Source organism: Lishizhenia tianjinensis, assembly GCF_900116425.1.
Taxonomy (GTDB): domain Bacteria; phylum Bacteroidota; class Bacteroidia; order Flavobacteriales_D; family Crocinitomicaceae; genus Lishizhenia; species Lishizhenia tianjinensis.
In genome coordinates this window covers 75,579-102,492 of sequence record NZ_FPAS01000004.1, presented here as the reverse complement: position 1 = coordinate 102,492, position 26,914 = coordinate 75,579, and the positions used below count along the sequence as shown (strand labels likewise).

Annotated in this window: 26 protein-coding genes, 1 tRNA gene and 1 pseudogene; 22 read left to right on the top strand and 6 right to left on the bottom strand. The window is 38.4% G+C overall.

The window, feature by feature from the left end; translation table 11 throughout:
- Positions 1 to 37: 37 nt before the first annotated feature.
- Both BM327_RS11990 and prfB read right to left on the bottom strand, forming a co-directional pair.
- A complete protein-coding gene (locus BM327_RS11990) occupies positions 38 to 1,024 on the bottom strand; it encodes a hypothetical protein (RefSeq protein WP_090250311.1) in 987 nt (328 codons plus the stop codon).
- Between the two features lie 166 nt (positions 1,025 to 1,190).
- Positions 1,191 to 2,270, bottom strand: coding sequence for a peptide chain release factor 2 (prfB, locus tag BM327_RS11985; protein ID WP_090250306.1), 1,080 nt, complete (start codon positions 2,268 to 2,270; stop codon positions 1,191 to 1,193).
- A gap of 257 nt (positions 2,271 to 2,527) precedes the next feature.
- Here prfB and gcvH point away from each other — a divergent pair, with 257 nt between their 5' ends.
- The 15 genes from gcvH to BM327_RS11910 all read left to right on the top strand — a co-directional run bounded on the left by gcvH (position 2,528) and on the right by BM327_RS11910 (position 15,441).
- Positions 2,528 to 2,905, top strand: a complete 378-nt coding sequence (gene gcvH / locus BM327_RS11980) for a glycine cleavage system protein GcvH (protein ID WP_090250302.1) — start codon at positions 2,528 to 2,530, stop codon at positions 2,903 to 2,905.
- On the top strand, positions 2,905 to 3,279 hold the full coding sequence (locus tag BM327_RS11975) for a VanZ family protein (RefSeq protein ID WP_090250297.1): 375 nt from the start codon (positions 2,905 to 2,907) through the stop codon (positions 3,277 to 3,279). Before gcvH ends, BM327_RS11975 begins: the two co-directional genes overlap by 1 nt.
- Before the next feature lie 58 nt (positions 3,280 to 3,337).
- Positions 3,338 to 4,015 carry an energy transducer TonB gene (locus BM327_RS11970; protein ID WP_090250293.1) on the top strand — a complete coding sequence of 226 codons (678 nt, stop codon included), beginning with the start codon at positions 3,338 to 3,340 and terminating at the stop codon, positions 4,013 to 4,015.
- A 62-nt stretch (positions 4,016 to 4,077) separates the two neighbouring features.
- A complete protein-coding gene (gene deoC / locus BM327_RS11965; RefSeq protein ID WP_090250288.1) occupies positions 4,078 to 4,818 on the top strand; it encodes a deoxyribose-phosphate aldolase in 741 nt (246 codons plus the stop codon).
- Complete coding sequence (locus tag BM327_RS11960; protein ID WP_090250285.1) at positions 4,819 to 5,619, top strand: 3'(2'),5'-bisphosphate nucleotidase CysQ family protein; 801 nt, start codon at positions 4,819 to 4,821, stop codon at positions 5,617 to 5,619.
- On the top strand, positions 5,616 to 7,166 hold the full coding sequence (locus BM327_RS11955; RefSeq protein WP_090250280.1) for a hypothetical protein: 1,551 nt from the start codon (positions 5,616 to 5,618) through the stop codon (positions 7,164 to 7,166). Before BM327_RS11960 ends, BM327_RS11955 begins: the two co-directional genes overlap by 4 nt.
- Positions 7,166 to 8,614: a hypothetical protein gene (locus BM327_RS11950; protein ID WP_090250275.1), complete on the top strand. Its 1,449-nt coding sequence runs from the start codon at positions 7,166 to 7,168 to the stop codon at positions 8,612 to 8,614. The genes BM327_RS11955 and BM327_RS11950 overlap by 1 nt, the downstream gene beginning before the upstream one ends.
- Before the next feature lie 116 nt (positions 8,615 to 8,730).
- Positions 8,731 to 9,639 (top strand): heme o synthase, encoded by a 909-nt coding sequence (gene cyoE / locus BM327_RS11945; protein WP_090250271.1) that lies wholly within the window; start codon positions 8,731 to 8,733, stop codon positions 9,637 to 9,639.
- A 27-nt stretch (positions 9,640 to 9,666) separates the two neighbouring features.
- Positions 9,667 to 10,728 carry a cytochrome c oxidase subunit 3 gene (locus BM327_RS11940; RefSeq protein WP_090250267.1) on the top strand — a complete coding sequence of 354 codons (1,062 nt, stop codon included), beginning with the start codon at positions 9,667 to 9,669 and terminating at the stop codon, positions 10,726 to 10,728.
- 24 nt (positions 10,729 to 10,752) lie between these two features.
- The gene (locus tag BM327_RS11935) at positions 10,753 to 11,802 is read left to right on the top strand and encodes a cytochrome c oxidase subunit 3 (protein ID WP_170853753.1); all 1,050 of its coding nucleotides are present in this window, start codon (positions 10,753 to 10,755) and stop codon (positions 11,800 to 11,802) included.
- Positions 11,803 to 11,845: 43 nt separating this feature from the next.
- Positions 11,846 to 12,199: a cytochrome C oxidase subunit IV family protein gene (locus BM327_RS11930; RefSeq protein WP_090250262.1), complete on the top strand. Its 354-nt coding sequence runs from the start codon at positions 11,846 to 11,848 to the stop codon at positions 12,197 to 12,199.
- Between the two features lie 22 nt (positions 12,200 to 12,221).
- Positions 12,222 to 12,914 (top strand): SCO family protein, encoded by a 693-nt coding sequence (locus tag BM327_RS11925; RefSeq protein WP_090250256.1) that lies wholly within the window; start codon positions 12,222 to 12,224, stop codon positions 12,912 to 12,914.
- Between the two features lies 1 nt (position 12,915).
- On the top strand, positions 12,916 to 13,584 hold the full coding sequence (locus BM327_RS11920; RefSeq protein WP_170853752.1) for an SCO family protein: 669 nt from the start codon (positions 12,916 to 12,918) through the stop codon (positions 13,582 to 13,584).
- A 5-nt stretch (positions 13,585 to 13,589) separates the two neighbouring features.
- The gene (locus BM327_RS11915) at positions 13,590 to 14,117 is read left to right on the top strand and encodes a DUF420 domain-containing protein (RefSeq protein ID WP_090250248.1); all 528 of its coding nucleotides are present in this window, start codon (positions 13,590 to 13,592) and stop codon (positions 14,115 to 14,117) included.
- Positions 14,118 to 14,340: 223 nt separating this feature from the next.
- The gene (locus tag BM327_RS11910; RefSeq protein WP_090250245.1) at positions 14,341 to 15,441 is read left to right on the top strand and encodes a hypothetical protein; all 1,101 of its coding nucleotides are present in this window, start codon (positions 14,341 to 14,343) and stop codon (positions 15,439 to 15,441) included.
- Between the two features lie 94 nt (positions 15,442 to 15,535).
- Here the strand turns inward: BM327_RS11910 and BM327_RS11905 are convergent.
- Positions 15,536 to 15,608, bottom strand: a tRNA-Gln gene (locus BM327_RS11905).
- 217 nt (positions 15,609 to 15,825) lie between these two features.
- Here BM327_RS11905 and BM327_RS11900 point away from each other — a divergent pair.
- Both BM327_RS11900 and BM327_RS11895 read left to right on the top strand, forming a co-directional pair.
- Entirely contained in the window at positions 15,826 to 19,908 is a 4,083-nt protein-coding gene (locus tag BM327_RS11900; protein WP_090250242.1) for a glycosyltransferase family 117 protein, read from the top strand.
- 10 nt (positions 19,909 to 19,918) lie between these two features.
- The gene (locus BM327_RS11895; protein ID WP_090250237.1) at positions 19,919 to 20,542 is read left to right on the top strand and encodes a polysaccharide deacetylase family protein; all 624 of its coding nucleotides are present in this window, start codon (positions 19,919 to 19,921) and stop codon (positions 20,540 to 20,542) included.
- Here BM327_RS11895 and BM327_RS11890 read toward each other — a convergent pair.
- Positions 20,517 to 21,026, bottom strand: a complete 510-nt coding sequence (locus BM327_RS11890; protein ID WP_090250234.1) for a DUF2480 family protein — start codon at positions 21,024 to 21,026, stop codon at positions 20,517 to 20,519. The genes BM327_RS11895 and BM327_RS11890 overlap by 26 nt on opposite strands.
- Before the next feature lie 15 nt (positions 21,027 to 21,041).
- Positions 21,042 to 21,353 (bottom strand): DUF59 domain-containing protein, encoded by a 312-nt coding sequence (locus BM327_RS11885; RefSeq protein ID WP_090250230.1) that lies wholly within the window; start codon positions 21,351 to 21,353, stop codon positions 21,042 to 21,044.
- A gap of 429 nt (positions 21,354 to 21,782) precedes the next feature.
- Here BM327_RS11885 and BM327_RS11880 point away from each other — a divergent pair, with 429 nt between their 5' ends.
- The 5 genes and pseudogenes from BM327_RS11880 to sufD all read left to right on the top strand — a co-directional run bounded on the left by BM327_RS11880 (position 21,783) and on the right by sufD (position 26,139).
- Positions 21,783 to 22,106: a HesB/IscA family protein gene (locus tag BM327_RS11880; RefSeq protein WP_090250225.1), complete on the top strand. Its 324-nt coding sequence runs from the start codon at positions 21,783 to 21,785 to the stop codon at positions 22,104 to 22,106.
- Positions 22,107 to 22,185: 79 nt separating this feature from the next.
- A pseudogene (locus BM327_RS11875) lies at positions 22,186 to 22,539 on the top strand (four helix bundle protein); the annotation flags it as partial.
- Positions 22,540 to 22,598: 59 nt separating this feature from the next.
- Positions 22,599 to 24,044 (top strand): Fe-S cluster assembly protein SufB, encoded by a 1,446-nt coding sequence (sufB, locus tag BM327_RS11870; RefSeq protein ID WP_090250218.1) that lies wholly within the window; start codon positions 22,599 to 22,601, stop codon positions 24,042 to 24,044.
- Positions 24,045 to 24,129: 85 nt separating this feature from the next.
- The gene (gene sufC / locus BM327_RS11865) at positions 24,130 to 24,876 is read left to right on the top strand and encodes a Fe-S cluster assembly ATPase SufC (RefSeq protein WP_090250214.1); all 747 of its coding nucleotides are present in this window, start codon (positions 24,130 to 24,132) and stop codon (positions 24,874 to 24,876) included.
- Positions 24,877 to 24,882: 6 nt separating this feature from the next.
- Positions 24,883 to 26,139: a Fe-S cluster assembly protein SufD gene (gene sufD / locus BM327_RS11860; RefSeq protein WP_090250205.1), complete on the top strand. Its 1,257-nt coding sequence runs from the start codon at positions 24,883 to 24,885 to the stop codon at positions 26,137 to 26,139.
- Positions 26,140 to 26,201: 62 nt separating this feature from the next.
- Here sufD and BM327_RS11855 read toward each other — a convergent pair whose 3' ends face one another.
- Positions 26,202 to 26,900 (bottom strand): SOS response-associated peptidase, encoded by a 699-nt coding sequence (locus tag BM327_RS11855; protein WP_090250200.1) that lies wholly within the window; start codon positions 26,898 to 26,900, stop codon positions 26,202 to 26,204.
- Between the last annotated feature and the right edge of the window lie 14 nt (positions 26,901 to 26,914).

Below are 26,914 nucleotides of genomic sequence, written 5' to 3'. Positions count from 1 at the left end.
CAACAATAACTACATTTTTAAAGGTAGGCAGTATTGTTTATTTTAAAGTGAAGCTATCGGTTCCGATTACAGCTCCATCGGCAAAGATTTTCACCGTGTAATTACCTTTTTCAAGTTCTCTTCCTTGTAAGTTGTGAACTACAGCCATGTCAATTTCTTTCTGCTGGTAATTAATCTCACGCTTATCTGTGTAGATCAATGTTGTACCGTTTGCATCAAAAGTATTGTTTGCTTTTGCGTAAATTACTTTTCCATTCGGGTCAATTACCTGCATGTAAACCATTTTGTTTCCAGCCATGGCAATTTTGTTTTCTCCCAAAGTGAATTCAGATTTTACTCCATCTGCTCTTTTGGCTCTGTTTGTTTCATCCGGAGAACCGTTGATTGTATATCTGTAAGCGTACGTTTTGAAGTTGTAAGCAGACAATTTAGATCCTTCTTTAACCAATTGCTCATTTTGAGCAGCAGTTTGAGCGTATAAATCTCTTTCCTGTTCTGTTGTAGAAAGTCTAGATTCTGTTTCAACCAAACGGTTAGAAAGTGTTCCTGTAAGCGTGTTTAACGAATCGATTTGCACCAAGTAACCTTTCATAATTTTACGCAAAGTCTGGTTCTCTGTCTTCAATTTGTTAATCTCTCTGTACGATCTTCTTTTGTTGGTTTTTAAATCTTCCATTAAAGATTCAATTCTCGCTTTTTGAATATCAATACTGTCTTTCAAAGAGGCATCAAATTCTACCATTTCATCATAAGTATCCAACATCGTTTGGAAATCTTGTTTCAAATCAGATGTTGTAATATCTATGTACCCAGATAGGGCGTCATTCATTGCTTTCATTTCTTGTTCCAATTGCGCATTGGCAACTTGACATTCTTCTTTTGCTGATTTTTGACCTGAGTACATAACTCCCATTACAGCAATTCCAATTAAAGCAGCGATAGCAACTATTATCCAAATAGCTCCCTTCGGTTTATTTTCGTTCCCTTGGTTTGGGATCGGGTTGTTTTCTGTTGTTTCTGACATAACATTAAGTGTTAAATTTCACTTCAAAGCTAAGACATATTTTGTGTCAAGTCTTATTATTTCTCTGCGAAGTAGTTGTTAATTATTATTCGTGTTTTTTAATAAACTATTTGTTTCGTGTAATTCGCTATCCCCACGTTTGATAGGCAAAGCAAAGCGTTTTCCTTTAGAATTTCATCAAGTAAGCCTTCAAGAACTCATCCAAGTCTCCATCCATAACGGCATCCACATTCCCGGTTTCATGTCCTGTTCTAACGTCTTTCACCAATTTATAAGGATGCATCACATAGTTTCGGATTTGTGATCCCCATTCTATCTTCATTTTTTCGGCCTCTATCTCATTTCGTTTCTCCATGCGCTTGCGTAGCTCAAGTTCGTATAATTGCGACTTTAACAATTGCATTGCCTTTTCCTTATTTCCTAACTGAGATCTCGATTCCGAGTTTTCAATTACAATTCCAGAAGGTTCGTGACGCAAACGCACGGCTGTTTCAACCTTGTTTACGTTCTGTCCACCCTTACCTCCAGATCTAAAGGTTTCAAAACTTATATCGGCAGGGTTGATATTGATCTCTATGGTATCATCTACTAAAGGGTATACATATACAGAGGCAAAAGAGGTATGACGCTTGGCGTTGGAATCAAAAGGGGAGATACGCACCAAACGGTGAACACCATTTTCTCCTTTTAAATAACCAAAGGCAAAATCACCATCAAATTCTATGGTCACGGTTTTAATCCCCGCTACATCTCCATCTTGATAATTGAGCTCCTTTAATTTATAGCCATGTTTTTCACCCCACATGGTGTACATACGCATCAACATAGAGGCCCAATCACAACTTTCCGTTCCACCGGCTCCCGCTGTGATTTGTAGTACAGCATTCAAACTATCTTCTTCGCCAGAAAGCATGTTTTTTAATTCTAATGCTTCAAGGTCCTTAAGTATTTTGCTGTATAATTCATCAATTTCCTCTTCAGAACCCGCTCCGTCTTTATGAAACTCTATTAATACTTCCAAATCATCCAACCCTTCTTTCAAGGCATTGTAAGATTCTACCCAGTATTTTTTCTGTCTTAGTTTCTTCAAAACCACTTCTGCTTTTTTAGGATCATCCCAAAAAGTAGGGTCTTGAGATTTAAGATCACCCTCTTGTATTTCTAACAGCTTATTCTCTATTTCTAAATAAGTATAGAGTGCTGTAATTCGTCCTTCTATTTCTTTGAATTGGTCACTGTTTACCATAAAAACAAATATATGTAAATAAAGAATTGGAGACTACCAAAAACGGGCGGAAGTAGTCAAGAAAAGCTTGTTAAAATTCTTGGGAAAGTTCCCTGAACTTCTCCTTTATTTTCAGAAGAAAGAGGCTGAGGAGATTAAAGTGTAAAAGCGCGGGGCATTATTTTCAACTTCTAATATGAAGAAATTGTAAAAAAGTGACGGCATGTTATTAAATCAACGTTCAAAATTATATTTTTGCAAGTACTAAAATTTAAAGCATGAATATTCCACAAGAATTAAAGTATACTAAAGATCACGAATGGGTGAAAGTTGAAGGAGATATCGCTACGATCGGTATTACAGATTTTGCTCAAGGAGAGTTAGGTGACATCGTTTACGTTGAGGTTGAAACTGAAGGTGAAACTTTAGATGCTGAAGAGGTATTTGGATCAGTTGAGGCTGTAAAAACAGTTTCTGATTTGTTTATGCCGATTGCTGGAGAAATCGTTGAATTCAACGAAGAGTTAGAAAGTGAGCCAGAAAGCGTTAACTCTGATCCTTACGGAGCAGGTTGGATGATTAAAGTGAAAGTTGCTGATACTGCGCAATTGGATGCTTTATTAGACGCCGATGCTTACAAGGCATTAGTTGGATAATGTTTAGATTTATTCTGCCAGGGTTGTTGTGGCTCATCACCGTTGTGGGGTTGAGCTTAACACCAGGTAACGAATTACAACGAACAGATTGGTTCGTTTTTGAATTTGATAAAGTCGTTCACACGGGGATATATGCACTGTTGGTTCATTTATGGCTAACAGGGTTTAAACGTCAAAGGGTGAACCGCTTTTTAAGGGATAAAGCTTTTATACTTGTAATAAGCTTAGCGATTGCTCTAGGAGTAGCTATAGAATTTCTACAAGGGGCCTTTATTTCTGGCAGAGTATTTGATATTTATGATATAATAGCAAATGCCGTTGGTGTTTGTGTGGGTACATGTGGTTTTTACTTCTTGTACCGCAACTATTATTGATTGTAAGGTTTAATTTTGCTAGTAGATCTTTGTATATTAGCAACAATATTGAAGAATTATGGAAGTTAAGAAAAATCCCGAAGTAGACGGAGAGCGCGTGCGCTTACCACTTAGTATGTTGGGCTTTTTGATTATAGGTTCTCTAATCCTTGCTTCTTTTTCTTACAGAACTCCTGTAGAGGACAAATCTGCAAGACAGAACAAGAAACAAGATTTGGATTTACCAATGGAAACAGAGACCAAACAAGAAGAGGAGCCGCCACCCCCACCAGAGGATACACCTCCACCCCCACCAGCACAAGAGCCTGTGTTAGATGAGGAATTGGAAGTGAAGGAGAATGAGGATAAAGATCCACCTCCCCCAATTGATCCAGCACCAGTGAAGTTGGTTCAAGAAGAGGAGCCGGAGCCGCCACAACCTCCTATTGTTGACTTCCCGGATGTGGAAGCAGGATTCCCAGGTGGTGCAGCAGCAATGAAGCAGTTCCTTATCGATAATACAAAGTACCCAGAGATTTCTCGTCAAATGGGTGACCAAGGTAAGGTGTATGTGAAATTCGTTGTTGAACGTGATGGGTCTATCTCAGGAATCGAAATCATTAAAAGTGTTTCGAAAGAATTGGATAGAGAAGCAAAACGTGTAGTGCGTTCTATGCCGAAATGGTCACCAGGTGAGAAAAACGGAGAACCCGTAAGATCTGTGTGTCGTATTCCAATTAACTTCACATTGAATTAATAGAAATTCATTTACTATATTTAAAGTCCAATGCTTTTAGCGTTGGACTTTTTTTATTTGTAATGGTTCAAAAGGCACAAGAAATATTATCGTATCTAGATTATACTTCCTTATCTCTTACAGATAACAAAAAGTCTATTACAAAATTTATAACTCCGCTTTTGCCCCTCCTCAGTAGGGGGTATGAAATTGCAGGAGTTTGTGTTTACCCCACTCAAATTGATGTGGTCAATAAATTGCTCAAAGCTTATCGTTTGCAACGTGTTGTAGTGGGCTGTGGTTTTCCGGATAGTCAACTTTTATTAAGTACCAAGATTAATGATGCCTCTGCGCTCAATCAATTGGAAATTGATGAAGTGGATATCGTCTTGAATATGGGCTTATTTAAAGCAGGAAAGTTGGATATGCTTTTCGATGAATTGGTGGCTATACGTGCACAGCTTCCCTTGAAGAAATTGAAAGTTATTTTGGAAACTGCAGTTCTTTCTAAAAAAGAAATCCAACAAGCTACGGAAATTGCTATACGTGGAGGCGCTGATTTTATCAAAACTTCCACGGGTAAAAATGGTGGCGCTACACCCGAGGCCGTTGCACAAATTGCAGGGGTTGTTCATGAGCATTTTGAAAGTACAGGTCAAAAAGTAGGTATAAAGGTGAGTGGTGGTGTTCGCACCTTAGATCAAGCCTGGGAAATTAGAAACATAGTTAAGGAAGTGTGTGGTGAAACATATATGCATCCTTCTTTATTTAGAATAGGGGCAAGTTCATTGTTGAATGACTTACTCAAATACATAGAACAATAGATGATGAAGTTAGGTGAAAAGCATTTTACAGCATTGGAAGCAATCGTAGAAGCCAGTGAGAAGATTATGGAAATCTATCAAGAAGATTTTACGGCGATAGCCAAAGATGATGGGAGTCCTGTAACCAAGGCAGATCTGGCTTCCTCCTTCATCATTAGAGAACATTTGGCCAAAACCAATATTCCTATAACAGGAGAAGAGGGTGAAAAAGCCGACTTTGAAGAACGTAAAAATTGGGTAGAGTCTTGGTGTGTTGACCCTTTAGATGGCACCAAAGAATTCATCAAAAAGAACGGAGAGTTTGCAGTGAATATTTCTTTGATCCACAACCATAAGGCAGTGTTTGGAGCCATAGGTTCACCCGTAAATAGACAGCTTATTTTTGGTGGACAAGCCTTCGGTGCGTTTACTTGTAGTTATGACGAAATTTATCAAAGTAATAAATGGGTGGAGCTATTGCAGATTGAAGAAGTGAATGACCAATTGATGGTGGCTACCTCGCGTACGCATCATTCTGGAAACACGCTCAATGTAATTCGCAAAGCCGAAGACAAATACGGAAAGGCAGCATTCATTAAAAAAGGTTCATCACTGAAGTTCTTTGATTTAGTTCAAGGTAAGGCAGATTTATATCCTCGTTTTGCTCCTACTATGGAGTGGGATATTTCAGCGGGACAAGCCATTTATGAAGCGATAGGAGGTGAGGTATTGCATGCAGAAACCTTAGAGCCCTTGCTGTACAACCGTCCAAATCTTACCAACCCATATTTCATTGCCAAAAAGAAGGTGTTAGATATATGAAACAGCTTTTAAGTATAGCCTTAATTTTAACGAGTGTATTGTTGCATGCGCAAAAGGTACTATTGCTACCAACGCATGCTTTCTATCAGCAAGAAAGTATATTTAAGGCCGATAATTTACCTTTGAGTTTTCCGGCGTCCTACCATGAATTTTCAGGAGGACCAGAACTTTGGAAAGAGGAGCAGAAACAAAGGGAATCTTGGTGGGGACGTAAGATATATAATGAACATTTACTAGAGTTTCAAAACGAGCAACTGTATTTAACTTTAGACCCTATAGTTGATGTGCAATTGGGGCAAGATCGAATTGCTCCGGAGCGTAGACTTTATCAAAATACTCGCGGGATAATCATAGAGGGAGAAATCCTGAATCAACTATCATTTTCAACTTCATATTTCGAAAACCAGAGTGTGTTTGCCAATTATTTAACGGATGCTTATGCAGCACGTGGCGAGCAAAAATTGGTCAATGGAAATTATATAACCGAACACGCTGTTATCCCAAATGCTTTGCGTACAAAACCTTTTGGTGATGGAGGCTTTGATTATGGCTATTCTTCGTCCTACGTACGTTGGAGGCAAAGTAAATATCTTACACTACAATTAGGTAGTTCGCCAGAGTTCGAGGGCTATGGTAAGCGTTCTTTATTGCTTTCTGATTTTGCGCCAGCTTCCACTCAGTTTAAGGTAGAAACAGAATTCGCATCAAAATGGAAATATAGTTTCCAAGTGGGCAAGGCATTGAACTTATGGAGAAGACAATTTTACACAACCGTAGAGGCTCCTTTCGAACGCAAAGCAAGAAGCGTACACCGTTTAAGTTATACGCCTATTCCTGATCTAAACATCACTTTTTTTGAATCCGGAATTTGGTTCAAAGAAGATTCTGTACAATCGAAAAGCGTACCCCTGGAGTATTATCTGCCAGTGCCAGCTTTGAATACGGCGATTCATGGTTTTGAAGATGCAAAGGTCAAGAATGTAATTGGGTTAAACATAGGTTACCGCTGGAAGGAGAAGTATGTTTTGTATGGACAATGGGTTACAGATGATGTAAAGAACATGCAACACGGTATGCAGTTAGGTGCCAGAGCACAATTTAATTATGGAAAGCATCAATTGCATGTGTTGTTGGAATACAACCAGACCAGTGATGAATTATATCAGGCTGAGAACAGAAGGTTGGCCTATACGTCCTTTAATCTACCCTTAGCTTACTCTTTAGGAAACGGTACGCGTGAATTTTTGGGTGAGTTGAATTATTTCTACAGAAATATCTACCTAAGTGCCTTTGCGACTTATTATAAAAATGCAGGGTTTTCCAACAGTTTAAATCAAGTTTTTATACCCAAAGGTGAAGAGCAGTCCACAAATTTATACAACACCCTTTTCGTGAGTGGAGAGCTAGGTTATAGGTTTAACGCACAAACCAATTTAAGAGCTTTTGTAAAGGCAAGCTACCGCATAGATGAACAAAGTGGAATCAATGCCAAAATTATACAAGTAGGATTACAAACAGCCTTGCGCAATAAACACCACAATTACTGATGAGAAAACTTGGATTAATTCTGGTTTGTTTGCTTTTTGTGGGACAGGTTTTGTCGCAAGCAAAACCCTGGAATAGAAGCAAAGATTTGTTTTGGACGACTGAAAATATTGCCTCTTCCTCTAATCATTTTGTATACATGAATGATGCCTATGGTTTAGGATGGTGGAAAATGGGTAAATCGAATTTTGTATTCTCTCCTTTATTGAATTATGAAGCCGCAAGTTTTGGTAAGCTTCAACAAACGGGACTTTTGGGGGCTCAGCTAGAAGTTCAGGCTGGGGAGAAATTATATGTAAAACTTGGAGCAGGAGCAGGTAGCAATCAAGTGGATCAAATGGTCTACGATGAGTATGATTATGAAGTCATTTCAAATGCACCCTATTACATGTTTTTCGAGAAAGGTTATGATCTAGACGCTGTAGTGAGTTATTCGCCCAATAATATATTTAACCTTCAGGCGGGGGTAGGAAAATTTCATTTGGGGAATGGACAACGTTCTCTCTTATTAAGTGATGTGGGAAGAAATTATCCCTACGCAGCGCTGAATACAATAGTTTGGAAATTCAAACTGCTGAATTTATATCAACTCTTTAAAGAGGAAATACCAACTGGTAATTTGCACAAGTTTGCCGCGACCCATTACTTGAGTGTGGACCTTACTCCTAATCTTGAATTTAGTTTGTTCGAATCTGTTGTTTTTCAACCATCAGATACAACTTGGAAAAGAGGTTTTGAATTGGAATATTTGAATCCCCTCTTGTTTTACCGTCCCGCAGAATACGGTTTAGGAAGCTCGGATAATGTATTGTTGGGGATGAATGTGAATTATAAGTTGGGGCATCATCTTTTGTTCGGACAAGTAGTTTTAGATGATGGAGCAGTTACTGAGCTCATCAATCGTACGCGTTGGTGGGCAAATAAATACGGAGTGCAAATTGGAGTTAAGGGAAATTTATTGGATAAAAAACTACATTATTCAACAGAAGTCAATGCTGTGCGACCTTTTACCTATTCGCATTTGAATACTTCTCAAAATTACGGAAACAGAGGTTTTGTCTTGGCGCATCCGGCAGGGTCTAATTTCATAGAGTCTTTTTCTAAGGTTCAATATGAATACAAGGAGAAATGGCAATTCAACTTCACATTTATGCACCTGCTCAGAGGGGGAGAAAATGATATGCAAAATTTGAGTTCGGGAACGAATCCCTATCAACCCTACACAGAAAGGGAAGATGAATATGGATATACCATTGCCAACGGTGGCGCTTTGCGTAGAACACGACTTACCTTAGGAGCGCAATATGAATTGGTAAGTAGAATTCATCTGGTCCTTTTCGTTAATGCTATTGCAATGAATGACAGAATGGAGCAAGTAAATAATACTTCTTTTGGATTACAGTTTGGCGTAAAAACCAATCTGTGGAAGTCGAATTCTTTCAGCTTTTAGTCCAAATACTCCTACTTTCTTTGAATATCAGTCCGAAAGGGGAAAGAAATGTCAATCTTCTACCCTTCTTCCCAAATTATGGCTAAATTTGCCAGCGATTTATTAAATCAAAATTTGTGAGCGAAAAAACTACATCTTCTCAAGTAGAAAAGAAGCCGTCAAAAAGAAAAGATTACATGCTTTTCACAAAAATTAGATTATCCGTTTCTGTGGTAGTCTCGGCGTTATCAGGATATTTATTTGCATTAGGAATTGAAGGGAAAAGTAGCTCTGGTTTAGAATTGCTTTATTTGTTACTCGGTGGTATTTTAGTTACCGGAGCCAGTAATGGAACCAATCAGATTATAGAAAAGGACTTGGACGCGCAAATGAACCGTACCAAGATGCGTCCTTTACCACAGGGAAATATGTCGGTAAGAGAAGGTGTTATTGTGGTAGCAGTTTGTTTAATCGTTGGAACGTGGATGTTGTATCAATTGAATTTGTATGCAGCAGTTTTGGGACTTTTGTCTTACGTGTCTTACTCTTTCGTATATACCCCCATGAAGCGTATTTCACCATGGGCCGTATTGGTGGGGGCCTTTCCAGGAGCTATTTCACCTATGATAGGTGCCGTAGCGGTAACGGGTGAGTTCGGATTATTACCAGGAGCTTTATTCTTTGTTCAGTTTGTGTGGCAATTTCCTCACTTCTGGGCCATCGCTTGGATTTCGCACGACGATTACCAGCAAGGAGGTTTCGATTTGTTGCCTTCTAAATCAGGGAAATCAAAAGCATCAGCTTTCCAAATTATGTTCTACGCTTTACTTTTAATTCCATTTAGCCTTTTTCCATGGTTGTTGGATTATGTACAAAGTAACATTACCGTAGTGATCATTTCTGTATTAGGATTGTTATTCTTTTTATACGCCTTTAAATTATACAGAACTTTAGAAGATGCAGATGCTCGTAAATTGATGTTTGCATCCATCATCTATTTACCCCTTATACAATTTACCTACGTATTAGATAGGTTCTTTGTTTAGAAATAGAATTTAATAAAACGCAATACAATGAAAGAGAATTTTGTAAACTCTTTACCCCCTGAACAAAAGGAGAAGACCAAGAAAGGATTGGTTTGGGTATTTATTTTCAGTATCACCATGTTCTTTGCAGGTTTAACCTCTGCTTACATCGTTTCTATGGGAGACGGATTCTGGATTAAAGTGAAATTTCCTACGGCATTTTGGATTAGTACTATTTTGATTTTAGCAAGTAGTTTGCCTTTATACATGGCGGTGAAAGCAATCAAGGCAGGAGACATGAAAAAAACGTCTATGCTTTTATTGCTTACAACAATATTGGGTATTGCTTTCGGAATTAGTCAGTGGAAAGGATACAGTGCCTTGAATAATGAAGGAGCACACTTCGTTTCTAGAATCATGGTGACAGATGGTCGTTACGGTGAGTACTACAGCATCAAGATGGATGGTGTACTTTTAGATATAGAAGGAAACAGCTACGAGAAAAAAGGTGAATTGCTTACAGAAGAAGAAGCCCAAGCTTTAAGAACCTTTATGTTGAATTTCGATTTAGGAACAGATTTTAATCAAATCTTTACTTTGCCGGCTTACGGAGAAAAGTTTGTCTTCCTATATAAGGACGAGCCTTTGAGCTTGGTGAATGGTAAATTTGTGAAAACAAATGGTGAGGCTCTGCAATTATTAGAGTTCGAACGTTTAACGCATTTGGCAAGAAATATTATAGATGAAAGAGGAGATTTTTTCATCTCAGGTAAGATGGGTGAAGATTTTCATTTATATTACGCTGGAAAAGAATTGCAATACATCGATAGAAAGCTTCATTACAATGGAGAGGTGTTGAGCGATAATTTACAGAATAAGTTGTTGAGAGGTAACTCAGACACGAGCACAGCATACCTTTTCATGATTACAGGTTTACACTTCCTTCACGTGATTTGTGCTGTACTTATGATGTTGGTGTACACAATTCGTTCATTCACAGGGCGATGGGATGCTTCTAATGCAGTTAATTTAAAGTCAGGTGCAATTTTCTGGCATTTTTTAGGTGCATTATGGGTCTATTTGTTACTATTTTTACTTTTTATTCATTAAACTTGCAAAAAAATAAATTTTATTATGGCTGGTCACGCTACAAAAGAAATTGATAGTGCTACGCTTTGGGGAGGAAAAGGATCTCCATTCAGTGCAAGCTACGGAAAATTAATGATGTGGTTTTTCCTTGTATCGGATGCTTTAACTTTCGGAGGATTGTTAGTTGCTTACGGATATACAAGGTACTCTACACAAGGAACATGGCCTATAGGTGAGGAGACCTTTGAGGCATTACCATTTTTAGGAAACGGATACCCGTTGGCTTACGTGGCTTTGATGACTTTCATCCTTATTGTATCATCTGTAACGATGGTATTGGCAGTAGAAGCTGGTCATAGAATGGATAAGAAAGGTGTTATTAAGTGGATGTTGGCTACGATTATTGGTGGTTTCTTCTTCTTAGGTTCTCAGGCTTGGGAATGGTCTCACTTTATCCACGGTACTCCATTCGGAAAAGTAACTTTAAACGACGGTTCTGTAGCTGTAGTTAAAGGAGATTTCGGAGCTATCGAAAATTTTGAAGTAATTGAAGCAGGTCACCACCACGCAGTAGGTGATTTAGTTACAGAAGATTTATTACACGAATTCCAACATGCAGCGCAAGCAGGTCACTTACACGGTACTGCTGATAACTTAACAATTCACTTACACGATGGGTCAGTTGCTAAAGTTAATAAAGCGGCAGATGAGAATTTACAATTGATCATTAAAGAGGCAGGTACAAAACACGCTATCTCTTCAGCAGCAGATGAGTCTACAAGAGTTACTGCAGAAGAAGGTGCTGTAGCTGAGTACTACGAAGCATTAACGAAAGGTGCGGTTATCTACGGAGCTAACATGACACAGAATGAGTACGGTCCAGACCAATACGGACAGTTCTTCTTCTTCATCACAGGTTTCCACGGATTCCACGTATTCTCAGGAGTTATCATTAACATCATCATCTTCTTAGGAGTTCTTAGAGGTATTTACCACCAAAGAGGTCACTACGAAATGGTTGAGAAAACTGGATTATACTGGCACTTTGTCGATTTAGTTTGGGTATTCGTATTTACTTTCTTCTACTTAATCTAACAGGTAGAAAAGCAAACAGTACTAACGCATTAAAGAAATAGAAATGGAAAGAGACGATATAATAGAATATTCTTTAGACGGACACCACTCAGAAGAGCAAGGAGTTAAGATCAGAAAGAAAATTTGGATGGTGACTTTGTTACTTACTGTAGTTACTGCAGTTGAAGTAATCTTAGGAGCGATGGTGAAGCAAGGTTCAGGAGCTTGGTTAACCGTTAAAATCTTATTCATCGCATTAACACTTTTGAAAGCAGGTTACATTGTGATGGTATTTATGCACTTAGGTGATGAAAGAAAATCATTGAAGTGGGTAATCTTGTTACCATATGCATTGTTCATTGTTTACTTAATGTTTATTGCATTCACTGAAGGTAGTGCAGTGCACCTTGCAATGTAAAAATTAGCAAAACACATATATAGTGGCTACACAAAAAACTAAAGCCGGTCGAGGTAGAGCAATATTAATGATGTTGCTTGTCTTTGGACCGGCTTCTTTATTGGTATTGTTTTCCATGAACAAGTGCGAAAACAAATTTCAAGAATTAGGAGATTACGGTAATGTAGGTGAATATAGCTTCACTACAGCAGATGGTAAAACGATCTCTAATGAAAGTATGAAGGGTAACATCGTTATCTTTTCTACCATACAAAACACCTGTCCTGTTGATTGTGCAATCGATATGGCGCGTTTTAACCTGTTGATTTACCAGAAGTATAGAAAGTTGCAGCGTAACGCATCTCACATCAAATTCGTGTCTATTCTTGTAGATGAAGAAGGTAATCCTTTGGATGATTTAGGAGCAATCGATTTCACGGTAAAAGATGAAATCGAAGGTTACAACCCGGATGTATGGATGTTAGTAAAGGGAGATCCTAAGCAAATCTATGACATCACAAATAAGGATATGAGCCTTATGGAAGCTCGTGAGGAAAATGCGTATAGAGGTAAACCTTGGTTAGAAACGATGATAATCGTGGATAAGGAAAACCATGTGCGTATGTTGCGTTCGGGGAAAACAGAAGGTATGGTTAGAGATTTAAATGAACACATATCTCTACTGGAAAAGCAGTACGATAAAGCAGCAGCGAAAGCAAAAGAAGAAGCAAAGTAATATGAAGTATCTATTCGGTATCATCTTGATGTTTGTATTGTTGGCTTGCGAGAGTAAGCCCAAATATGTACTTCCGCATTTGGGGCATCATGAAATAGCAACAGGTACAGAAGCAGGTTTCAATAAAGGTGATACTATCTTTGATTTCATCGAAGAAGAGTTTCAGTTTTTAACCCAAGATTCTTTGCCTTTCACCAACAAAGATTTAGAAGGTAAGATAAGTATTGCAAAGTTCTTCTTTACGCATTGTCCTACTATTTGCCCACCTATGACAGGACAAATGGATAAGCTAGCAGAAAGTACAAAGGATATAGCCGATAAGCTTCAATTCTTATCCTTTAGTATAGATCCTGAAAGAGATACTGTAAATCGTTTACGTGTATACATGGATAGACATGGAATCACTGCCAACAACTGGTTTTTCTTAACGGGAGAGAAAGAAGCCTTCGTACATCATTTAGGTACACAAAGCTTTTTTATCAATGCCATTAATGAACCCAATGCAGAAGGGGGATATGCACATAGTCCACATTTTATCCTAGTGGATAGAACAAAACATGTACGTGGCGTGTATGATGTTTTAGAAAGAGATGGCAAAGGTGCCGAAAACTTAAAACGCCTAGAAAGAGATATTAGAAGATTGTTAAACGAAGAATACGACGAAAAGTAAGAGTTATGGAAGCAAAAACACCTGCGCAAATAAAACAGTTTAAAACGTGGACTTGGATAATTTCCATTGCAATACCAGTGGTGGTAGCAGTATTGTTCGGAATGCCAAAAGTAAAGGGTGTAGACACCAGTTTCTTACCACCTATTTACGCAACCATTAACGCGATTACTTCTATAGTCTTAGTATCTGCTTTGTACATGATTAAAAAGGGAAATATTCCAGCACACCGCAGACTTATTCGTTTTGCATTAGTGCTCAGTTTATTGTTTTTAGCATCTTACGTGGTTTACCATTTAACAAGTGATACAACCAAGTATGAAGGCGAATGGGGGGCTATTTACTATCCTTTGTTGGCGGCGCACATTGTTTTAAGTATAGGTGTAATTCCTTTGGTAATGATGGCTTATACCTTTGCTTGGATGGGAAATTATAAGAAACACAAGAAAATGGTTAGATATGCTTTCCCTATTTGGTTCTTTGTAGCCACTTCAGGTGTAGTAGTGTATTTGATGATAGCTCCTTTTATGAAGTAGTATTAAAGAGAAATATGTATGAAGCGCATTCCTTAAAGGGTGCGCTTTTTTTGTGGTTAAAGCGATGAATATAAGGATAAGATTTTGTCCTTTACTATAGCGCGATTGTATCGCGTGATATTGATACTACCCAAACTTTGTTAAACCCTACATCCTTATTCGCTCTGAATCAAAAGCAATACTATTTTAGATCTTTGAATTAAAAAGTCATCTACATCCATCTATGATAGTTTCTAAAACGCGCTCACCCAGAAAAATTAATTTTCTAATTTTATGTCTTCTTTGTTTGCAAGTTGCCCATGCCCAACTTGTTGTTTTAGATGTGAATAATCATCCTATTTCGCAGGTTGAAGTGATCTCAGGAAACAGGCGCTTTTACGCCCAAACCAATCATTTAGGACAAATTCCCCAAGAGAAATTAGAGAAACTTCAAATCCATGATACCTTGGTTTTTAAGCATTATTTTTATGAAGCTCTTGAAATTCCATGGCATGAGTTAGATTCGAGAGATAGCATTCGCTTAGTCGAAAGGGTGTTTGAATTCGAGGAGGTGTCAATTGGTGCAGGTCAAAAAGAACCGAAGTATGAACGCCTAAAAGTTTGTTATAGAGGCTACCAGTACAACGATGATTCCCTAAGCTATTACAAGGATGGCAAAGCAGATTATGTTTCAAAAATTAAGAAAGATAAATACAGACGCTACACCAAAGAGTATCGCTCTTTTTCCAATGAAAAGCTTGTAGCAGAAGTTCCTCAACACAATGTAGGTGTTTATTATGGTGCCAATGTTCCCTATCCTCCTTTTAGATACCTTCCCTTTAATTACGGAGATAGAAATCAGTTAATTTACCAAGTTGTGGACAGCTTAAAGGTTCTGATATTAAACCAAGACAGCCTACATGTTGGTTATTACGAGCGCATGGGGGAGATAGTAAAGTGGGTAATCTCAGATTTAAATTATGTACGTAGTTATAAACTTTTTAATTCAGAGATAAATAGGCTGAGGAGTGAAATCACGCTGGTGTTTCGATATACCGAGGGAATGAATGTTCCAGCTATCGGTAATTTTGAAAATTTACTTTACTACAAAAGTGTTCGCGAATTGAATACCAAACACGATAAAGACAAGGAGTTCATTAATATTCTCCAGATAGAGGAGTTTTATTTGGAAGGAGTAGATTACTTGCACGATTTTGATAAGAAAAATTATGGAGTAGTTATGAAATCGGATTACCTGCCGGTAAAAGAATTCTGGAAAACGTGTGGTTGTATTTACTACCAAGCACCGAGTATATATCTTTGGCAAAACCTTCAGCCTGAGTAGCTATCGCGCGATTGTATCGCGTGATACTAAAAAGTAACACTAGAAAAGTTTAGATATAAAAAAAACGAAGCTCTTTAGAACTTCGTTTTTTTTGTTGGCCTACTAGGGCTCGAACCTAGACTCTTCTGAACCAAAATCAGACGTGTTGCCAGTTACACCATAGGCCAATTTTCAATTGCTTTCAACTTTCTTTGTCAGCGATTGCGGTTGCAAATTTATGAATAAAATGAGAAACACAAAGCCTTTTCACTAAAAAATTTCAAAAAAAATTATAACTCGCTTAAAATTAAGAACTAAAACTTAGCCGTTAGCATTTTTTAGTTTTTTAGATGACAACAGACTCGCTAAGATTGTTAAATTCGCGTACTGTACTAAGACAAAATTATGAACTATAAATCGCTTAATGTAACAATCGGTTGGTTGGTTTTTCTAATCGCAACCGCTGTTTACTTTATCACGCTAGAAGATACAGTTTCTTTATGGGACTGTGGAGAATACATCACAGCAGCTTATAAATTAGAGGTAGGTCACCCTCCAGGGGCACCACTTTTTATGTTGTTTGGTAGATTATTTACCTTCTTTACATCACCTGAGTCGGCAGCTTTATGGATTAACCGTATGTCGGCCTTGAGTAGTTCATTTAGTATATTATTTATGTTCTGGTCCATTACCATGTTGGCTAAAAAAATGGCCTTTAATGGAGGAAACAGAACTTTGTCAAAAGCACAGCAGATTGCAATATTAGGTTCTGGAGTAGTGGGGGCATTGGCCTACACATTTACAGAGTCTTTCTGGTTCTCTGCAGTAGAAGGTGAGGTTTACGCCATGTCTTCTTTGTTTACCGCAGTAATTTTCTGGGCCTTGTTAAAGTGGGACGAAGAAACATCGGCAATCAAACACGGAGAACTTTCACCAGAGATACGTCCTATGCGTTGGATGATCTTAATCATGTTCTTGTTTGGATTGGCTATCGGGGTCCACTTATTAGGATTATTGGTATTGCCTTGTATGGCCTACGTTATCATGTTTAACTACAAGGAGAAGGTAGACCTTAAAACTTTTATACTTACAGGTGTAATTGGAGTTGTAGTTTTGGGCTTTGTTCAAAATGGTGTTATTCCAAAAACTATTGACTTAGCAAGTTCTATGGAGGTATGGTTTAAGAACTCATTAGGACTTCCTTTCATGAGTGGAGCCATTACTTTCTTTGTAATATTGTTCGGTCTCTTAGTATTCGGATTATACTTTACACGTAAGAAAGATTGGAGATTCGCCAATTCAGCAATTTTAGGATTAATTGTCTTATTCATAGGGTATGGTTCTTTCGCAACCATAGTTATTCGTTCTGATGCTAACCCACCTTTGGATGAAAACAACCCAGAGAACTTAGTAACGCTTCATGCTTACTTGAAACGTGAGCAATACGGATCTTGGCCTATAGGCTACGGACCGTACTGGAACTCTAAAATGAATGAGGATAGAAGTAAATGGGGAGATCGTTCTCCATTCTACGACAGAAGATTTGTAATCACTTCAAAAGGTGGTGCTGAAATCAAATCATTCAAAGAGGAAAAAGACGCACTAGCTTACGTTGAAGAATCAGGTAAAAGCTACGATATCGTTGAAAAGTACTTTGAGACCAATGCCAACAGTAGAGAAAATCAAGTACCTACTTATTCTCAAAACACCATTTTCCCACGTATGTTCTTCTCTTCAGATGCGAACAAAATTAACGGGTACAAACAATGGTCTGGTTACGATGAAAACAGAAGAGTGAAGTCGAGCCAGTTAGGTAGTGATGAAAAACCATTGCCTACGTTTGCTAACAATATTCAGTACTTCTTAGATTATCAGGTGGGGTGGATGTACATGCGTTATTTCATGTGGAACTTTGCAGGTCGACAGAACGACATACAAGGACATGGAGATGCCATGCGAGGAAACTACAAATCTGGATTTGATTTCTTAGATGAACAACGTTTAGGAGCTATGGGAGAGAACGAACCTCACCCGTCTAAATCTAATCCAAGTAACAACAGTTTCTACTTCCTTCCATTAATATTTGGTTTAATTGGGATGTTCTTCCACTACAGAAAAGCACCGAAAGATGCCTTTGTAGTAACCTTATTGTTCTTCTTTACGGGGTTTGCAATTTTGGTATACTTGAACCAAAAACCATTTGAACCAAGAGAAAGAGATTATGCCTATGCAGCATCTTTCTATGCTTTTGCCTTCTGGATAGGTTTATCAGTATACGGTTTATTTGAGGCGTACAAGAATTTCACAAAAGAGGATAGATCTAAATTGTTTGCTTCGGCAGGAGTTTTATTGGCCTTCTGTGCCGCGATTGCTTTTGGAGAGGGAATGAATGTAATCCTTTCAGGTATAGTTATCGTTGCCATAGCCTTTGCAATTATCTTCTTATTCGTGATTATGAACAAGATGGTTAAGAATTCTTCTGGAGCTTCTATAGGAGCCATAGTGATTGCTATGGTTGCACCTATCATTTTAGGGGTTCAAGGTTGGGATGATCACGACAGAAGTGATAGATACTTTGCGCGTGACTTAGCGTATAACTACTTAATCGGATGTGAGCAAAACTCTATCTTGTTTACCAATGGAGATAACGATACTTTCCCGTTGTGGTACTTACAAGAAGTAGAAGGTAAGCGTACAGATGTTCGTGTTTGTAACTTATCGTTAATGCAAACAGACTGGTACACCAACCAAATGAAAATGCGCGCGTACGATTCAGATCCTTTACCAATTAAGTTTACGGAAGATCAAATCTTAATGCACGCAGGTAGTTCAGATGTTATAGAGTTGAACAACTACTTCTTAAAAGATCTTTCTACACGAAAGCCTGAATTGTTTAAGGAGGTAATGGAATTGAAGATAAAGCACAATACAGTAGCATTTAATAGGGCTATTCTTTCGTTCAGATCTAGCTTAGCAAATGCTATGGGGTCTATGACGGCGAAGAGTGCGAAAATGAACCAAAACTTACCTGTTTTACAGGCCAAGTTAATGGAGACCTTAGAGAATCCAGGAATTGAGGATTACCTTACAATTACGGGTACGGTAGACAAGATTTTAGACATGTACCAAAAAGGTGAGTTGGAAGCAGATAGAAACTTGATTCAACAGTTGTTTGAGGCAAGCCAAAATTGGGAGTCTTCTTTCGACTACTTACCGGCGAAATATGTGATGGCCTTCTTAAGAAATGATGATTACATGTTTACTGCTCCTAACAATGGAGGTACAGTTCGTTTCTTCCCTTCTAAAGGATTGATTTTCGATATAGATGCGGATAAAGTTGTGAAGTCTGGATTGATTACAGAAGGAGAGAAGGAAATGTGTCCTGAGGAAATGCGTATTAGTTTCGCTAAAGGACCAGTATTTAGATCGGATGTTTCTCGTTTAACACGTGAGGAAGTAATGATGTTAGATGCGATTGTAAACAGCGAATGGGAAAGAGCAGTATACTACTCTTCTCCTTACGGATCTGATGTAAGTAAGGCTTTCTACCAAGCAGGTGCTTTAGTACAAAGTGGTTCTGTTTACGCCTTAACTCCATTGAGAGGTCAGGCAGCGAAAACAAATTCTCGCTTGGCAACTTACGATTGCTACATGAACGAATACAGATTTGGTAACTTGAAAGGGGAAAGCGTAGTTGCAGATTACTATGTAAGAAGACACACCAATCAGTACAGAAGAGATTTCTTCCAGTTGGCTTCTGATTACGAAGAGATTTACTCTACCAAGTACGGACAACAAGTGAGAGCGATAGACGCACAATTGGGGAACCTTGAATTGTTGAATAACCCTTCAGATCAAGCAAGAATAGATTCTTTAAAAACACAGCGTGATCAACTCTTAAAAGAAGGTGAAGCGGTGAGAGATACAGTATTGATGATCTTAAACAAGTCTCTAGAAGAAATTCCATTGGATAAGGTGTTAGACATGGGTGAGCCTATGGCAAATGGAGGTTTAACCGTTCGTGTAAACAATGGTGGATCTATACAGCCGCAACAAATTGCTCCAAATTACATAGATGGTGTAGTGGCAAACTACATTATTATGATGTACCAAGTGGATGCCAACGAAGAGGCAGATGCCTTGGCGAAGCAATACTTAGAGCAGTTGGAAACTTACGTGAACTTCTTCGAAAATTCATCGGCTGAAATGGCTTACTTGAATAGTAAAGACTTTATTTCTTCTACAACAAACTTATTGAGAGTTGTAGCAACGGTGAATTCGGCTAGTGCTTCTAACGAGGCTTTAGTGGAGTATGCTAACGGACTTGAAAATAGATTGACTTCTGCAGTTGAAGGAATTGTGAAAGGTTTGAAAGAACAAGAAAGAGGTCAGCGTGTAGTAGGTGGATCTAGAGCAACAGAGTTCTACTACATTTACTCAGCAATGCAACAACAAATATTAGGAGCGGGTCCTGTAGATCCTATCTAATAAAAGATTTATGCAACTTTTTAAAACTCCAGTTTTCGTTCAAAAGGTTTTTCCTAAACGAAACTGGAGTTTTTCTGTTTCTACGCCTATTCTTTTCCTCACCTTTGATGATGGCCCTGAGCCCAGTGTAACACCGCAAGTGCTTGATCTATTAAAGGAATACAATGCAAAAGCTACATTTTTTTGCGTGGGAGAGAATGTGAAAAATCATCCAGAACTCTTTCAACGCTTAAAAGCTGAAGGTCATGCAGTGGGTAACCATACCATGCACCACAAGAATGCGTTGAAGTTTGGAAAGAAGGAATACCTGGAAAATGTAAAAGAAGCCAATCACTATATTCAAAGTAAGTTGTTTAGACCGCCTTACGGACGTTTAGATGGGGTAAAAGGAGCTGCTTTGCTCAAAGACTATCACATTGTCATGTGGTCTTTTTTAACTTATGATTACGATGCTAAAGTACCCTTGGAAGAAATTAAAGAAAAGTTGAAGGAGTTAAAGTCGGGAGATATTGTGGTATTACACGACAACAAAAAGTCCAAAGAAAGATCTCTGGACTTATTAAAATATATTTTAGAATTAGCGCTTGCTAGAGGGTGGAAGTGTGAAGCTATTTCTTCGGAGCTTTGTAAATAGGAACCGTAGAACAAGGTTCACCATACATCAAACTCTTCACTTCATTTTGTAGGTAAGTTACCAAATAGGTCATCGCAAAGTTGGGAACCGCAATGTCAGCACAACCCTTAACTATGATGCGTGCATCTGTATAGTCTTTTGGATTGATTTCCTCAATTTTTGCTTTGATCAATTGTTTAGACATTTCGTCTGGAGAACCAACGATGTGTTTAATGTTATTCTTTTGCAAATAGGAAGCAACTAACATAAAGGCCCATGTTGGAACGATAGCGTCTGCAGAGCAAATAATAGCCACTGCTTTTCCTTCAAGACTCATCCAGTCGAAATCTTTTAAAGCGGCTCTAAAATCTTTCTCTTTTAAGATAAGTTCTTGCCATAGGTAATCTTTTAGGTCAAAGACAACCACACTTTCTTGGGGTATAAACTGAGCTAAATCTAGTGTTTTAAGACCGCTTTGTTTTACTTTATTTACGATTTCGTCCATCTTGAAAAAGTGTTTTTATAAGAAACCTAATTCCAACTGCGCTTCTTCACTCATCATGCTTTTATCCCAAGGTGGATCGAAAACGATTTCCACTTTTGCTGAAGTTACTTCTTCTATCGCCGCCGTTTTGTCTTCTACCTCTTTAGGTAAAGATTCTGCTACCGGACAATTTGGAGAAGTCAAGGTCATGTCGATAAAAACATTGTTTTCCTTGTCTATTTTCACTTCGTATATCAACCCTAATTCGTAGATGTCTACGGGGATTTCAGGATCGTGTATTGTTTTTAATACACTTACAATTTTGTTTTCTAATTCTTTCTTGCTCATCGTCATAAAACTTGGGCAAAGGTAATGGTTTTTTCAGGAATAGATGTGTCGTCTTTTGAACGCAAAGTGCTTTCTTAACTAAAGGTGTATCGTAATAGGGGGAGGAGTGGCATGGGTTGCGGGTAAAAGTGAATGAAAACTTGGGCAAACAAAGCGAAGGTACAAGCTCTTGGTTGCCTTAGTTGAATTGATTTTTACCAAAACACATATAGCGGATGACCCGACTCCCAAGTTTCTTGGGGGGATTACCCTAAAAATAAGCTATGCAGGCGAAGAATAGAGAGAAATGACAAAACGTTATATAATATCATTTTAAATAGTTGTTTCAATACCGTAAATTCGGTATTTTTGCGCCAATTATTGATTCTATTTAAATTAAATCTAAATAAATCGGTAAGCAAGTTTATAACGAAAGCAACATTAACAGATATGATTAAAGTAACAGAATCAGCAAAACAGCAGGCGCTTAAGCTCATGGCTGAAGACGGCAAAGACGGGTACTTTATCCGTGTAGGTGTTCAAGGTGGTGGATGCTCTGGGTTAATGTATCAGTTAGATTTTGATAACGAAGATAAAGAGGGCGACAAGGCCTTTGAAGATAACGGGATAAAAATAGTAGTAGACAAAAAAAGCTACTTGTACCTAATAGGAACAACGCTGGATTTTTCTGGCGGCTTAAACGGAAAGGGATTCATTTTCTCTAACCCCAACGCCGACAGAACCTGCGGATGTGGAGAGAGCTTTTCTGTGTAGATTTGAAATTTGAAATTTGAAATTGGAGATTGATTAAGGAGTAAAGAGTGCGACGTTTACGAAGTTAGAAGAGTTACAAGTTTGGAGGGATGCACGAGTTTTAGTAGCGGAAATCTATAGTGTAATGCAAACATCGGGGATTAAAGACGACGCTGGTTTGTACGATCAATTAAACAGAGCTTCAGGTTCAATTATGGATAACATCGCTGAAGGGTTTGGGCGTATGGGAAACAAGGAGTTTATCTTGTTTTTAAGTTATGCACAAGGCTCTTTGTATGAAAGCAAATCTCAGGTTTACAGAGCAAAAGATAGAAACTACATAGGAGAAGAATTATTGAATGAATTAATTTCTAATCTGGAGGATGTATCAAAACAAATTACTGGATTTATCAAGTATTTGAAGGGTGCTGAAATCAGAGGAAATAAATATTAATACATAAACAATTAGGTATAGGGAATTTCAAATTTCCAATATCAAATTAACTAATTTAAATGGGCTATACAGAGGAAGAATTAGCGGAAGATTTAAAGAACCAGGAATATAAGTTCGGGTTTACAACGAATATTGAATCGGATAAGGCGCCGAAAGGACTTAACGAGGATATCATTCGCTTTATTTCTGCGAAGAAGAACGAGCCAGAATGGTTGTTGGAGTATAGGTTGAATGCCTACAAGGTTTGGACAAACATGGTGGAGCCAGATTGGGCGCACATCAAATACGAAAAACCGGATTTTCAGGATATCACGTATTACTCCGCTCCAAAGCAAAATAAGAAGTACGAATCTTGGGACGATGTTGAGCCAGAGATGAAAGAAACCATGAAAAAATTGGGGATTTCTATGGAAGAACAACAGCGTTTAACAGGTACTGCAGTGGATTTCGTAATGGACTCTGTTTCTGTAGCCACTTCGTTTAAATCGAAATTAAAAGAGTTGGGTATCATCTTTATGTCTTTCTCTGAGGCAGTACAAGAGCACCCAGACTTAGTTCAAAAATATTTAGGAACAGTTGTTCCTACTTCAGATAACTTTTACGCAGCATTAAACTCGGCGGTGTTTACAGATGGATCTTTCTGTTACATTCCAAAAGGAGTGAGATGTCCGATGGAATTATCAACTTACTTCAGAATCAACGAATCAGGTACAGGTCAGTTTGAGCGTACTTTGGTAGTTGCAGATGAAGGAGCGTATGTATCGTACTTAGAAGGATGTACAGCACCGCAGCGTGATGAGAACCAGTTGCACGCGGCAGTGGTTGAATTGATTGCTTTAGACGATGCAGAAATTAAATATTCTACGGTTCAGAACTGGTACCCTGGAGATAAAGATGGAAAAGGTGGAATTTTCAACTTCGTAACGAAGCGTGGAATGTGTCACACTAATTCTAAAATTTCTTGGACGCAGGTGGAAACAGGTTCTGCAGTAACGTGGAAATACCCATCATGTATCTTAAAAGGAGATAACTCAGTAGGTGAGTTTTACTCTGTGGCAGTTACCAATAACTACCAAATGGCAGATACGGGAACGAAAATGGTTCACTTAGGGAAGAATACAAAGAGTACAATTATCTCTAAAGGTATTTCTTCTGGACATTCACACAACTCGTACAGAGGTTTGGTACAAATCCACAAGAATGCGGAGAACGCACGTAACTTCTCACAATGTGATTCATTGTTGATGACAGATACTTCAGGAGCGCATACCTATCCATATATAGAATGTAAGAACCCAACGGCGAAGATAGAGCACGAGGCAACAACATCTAAAATTGGAGAAGACCAAATCTTCTACTGTTTACAAAGAGGTATTTCTGAAGAGAAAGCCATCTCATTAATTGTAAATGGTTACGCCAAAGAAGTATTGAACAAGTTACCGATGGAGTTCGCAGTAGAAGCGCAAAAATTATTGGCGATTTCTTTAGAGAACTCAGTAGGATAGGAAAAAAATTAAGTAGTAAAATCAGAAGAATTAAAGGGGAGGAGGAAAACTCCAAACTTTGAATTTTGAATTTAGAATAACAGTTATGTTAACAATAAAGAATCTCCACGCTAAAGTGGAAGACAAGGACATCTTAAAAGGATTAAACTTAGAAGTTAAAGCAGGAGAAGTTCACGCGATTATGGGACCAAACGGAGCAGGTAAATCTACGTTGGCTTCTGTATTAGCAGGTAAAGATGGATACGAAGTAACAGAAGGTTCTGTTGATTTCGACGGTACAGATTTATTAGAGTTGGAAACAGAAGATAGAGCCAGAGAAGGTTTGTTTTTGGCGTTCCAATACCCTGTTGAGATTCCTGGTGTTTCTAACATCAACTTCTTGCGTACGTCTATCAACGAAATTAGAGAGTACAAAGGTGAAGAGCCTATCTCTGCAAAAGATTTCATGGTGCGTGTAAAAGAGAAATCTGCCTTGGTACAGTTGGATGCTAAATTGGCATCTCGTTCTGTAAACGAAGGTTTCTCTGGTGGTGAGAAGAAAAGAAACGAGATCTTCCAAATGGCGATGTTAGAGCCAAAATTAGCGATCTTGGATGAAACAGATTCTGGTTTAGATATCGATGCATTGCGTATTGTTGCGGATGGTGTAAACAAGTTGAAAAACGAAGGAAACGCTATTGTAGTTATTACGCACTACCAACGTTTATTAGACTACATCGTGCCAGACAAAGTTCACGTATTGGCAGATGGACAAATCATCAAAACTGGTCCAAAAGAATTGGCACTAGAATTAGAAGATAAAGGATACGATTGGTTAACTGAAAAGGCATAATTCCTCATGGAAATAGCACAAGAAAATAAAGTACTTCAATTCGTAGAAAATCTTTCTGTAGGTAGTGATTTACCAACATACAGAGCGATGGCGAAAGATGCCCTAGCGGGTATGGATTTCCCAACTACGCGCGTTGAAGATTGGAAATATACACGTGTAACTCGTATCACCAAGCAAAACTATAAAAGCGTTGAGGCGACTGCAGATGCAAGCGCGTACCGCATTCCAGCATTGAATGCTAACGTTATGGTTTTTGTGAACGGTTTTTACGATGCTGCACAGTCTTCTATAGAAGCACAAGAAGGGGTAACAATCTCTGCTGTTGCTGATATGGATCTAGAAGATTACTTAGATAAATTAGATAGCATAGACGAAAACGTTTTCTCTTTAATTAACAAAGCTTACTACACAGGTGGTGCTTTTGTAAGGGTTGAGAAAAAAGTTGTTGCTGCAAAGCCTTTGCACATTATTCACATCACTACAGGTGAGGGAGTAATTGCAAATACGCGTCACTTTATAGATGTAGACCAGAGCGCAGAAATGGAAGTGGTTTGTACGCACCATTCTGTGAACGCAGCTGAGAGTTTCTCTAATGTTGTATTAGAAGGTTCTGTAGGTGTAAACGCTGGTTTAAAAGTTCATAAATTACAGTTAGAGGAGTTGGATATGTTCCACATCTCTACAGAGAACTTCATCCAAGAAAAAGATGCGCGTTTTGATATCAATACCATTACTTTAGGTGGTTTGTTGGTACGTAACGGTTTAAACATCTTGGTAGACGGTGAAAACTGTGATACGATGTTGAACGGTGTGTATTTAACGAAAGAAAAGCAATTGGTAGATAACCATACTTTCGTAGACCACTTGCAAGCACACTGTGTTTCTGATGAAATGTACAAAGGTGTAGTAGACGATAAAAGTAAGGCGGTATTCAATGGGAAGGTAATTGTAAGAGAAGATTCTCAGAAGATAGAAGCTTTCCAGGCGAACGGTAATGTGTTGTTGTCGAGAGACGCAGAGGTTAACGCCAAGCCAGAATTAGAAATCTACGCTGATGACGTAAAATGTTCACACGGATGTACCATTGGTCAGTTAGACGAAGATGGAATTTTCTACTTAAGAGCTAGAGGATTAGGAAAGAAAAGTGCGGAGCAGTTAATGACACAAGCCTTCATCGGTGAGGTGATAGAGCGTGTGAAAAACGAAACAGTTCAAGATTACATTTACACACAATTCGAAGAAAGATTCGGTTGGGTGAGATAAAATAAAGTTTGTTACTTGTTAGAACCTCCGTTGCTTAATTGTGGCGGAGGTTTTTTTGTGCCTTAAAACAAACTCCCCTGAAAAAAGTCCTTATTATGAAACTCCTCTTGTACCTCTTTGCGATTCGGCTGCGGAGAATTGATGATTTTTCTACTGATTTCTATGGCCTTCATTTCTTCCGAAGGAAAGAGTTGTAAGTCTTGCGTCTTCATTTCGTTGTGTACCCAAGCGTCTTCCTGCGTATGGGGTAAAATGATGGGCATGCGCTTTTTGGTGTTGTGTATCTCTGCCATCAATTCATTGGCCTCACAGGTCAACATAGAGAAGCTTTTGATGGCCTTTCCTTCTGGGGATATCCAAGTGTCGTAAATCCCCGCAAAAGAATAAAGGGGTTGGTCTTTAACCGTAATAAAGTACGGCACCTTTGTTTTACCCAAGGTTTGCCATTCAAAAAATCCAGTACTGGGTATCAAGCAATGGTTGCGTTCAATTACGTTTTTAAAAGAAGCTTTTTCATGCACGGTTTCTACACGAGCATTCAGTGTGTTGTTGTGTATCTCTTTGGGGTCTTTTCTAAACCAAGAAGGGATGAGGCCCCATTCCATCATTTCCACGCCTTGATCGGTAATTATAGGCCAAAGTGGATGAGTAAAAGCACTTACATAATAAGTGGGGTCAACTTGAAAGTTAACTTGTGCACTGAGTTTGTATTTGTCTTTAAAAGATTCAGTTTTACTCGTAAGTGAATTGCTATAACACATGAGTATAGTTTTAA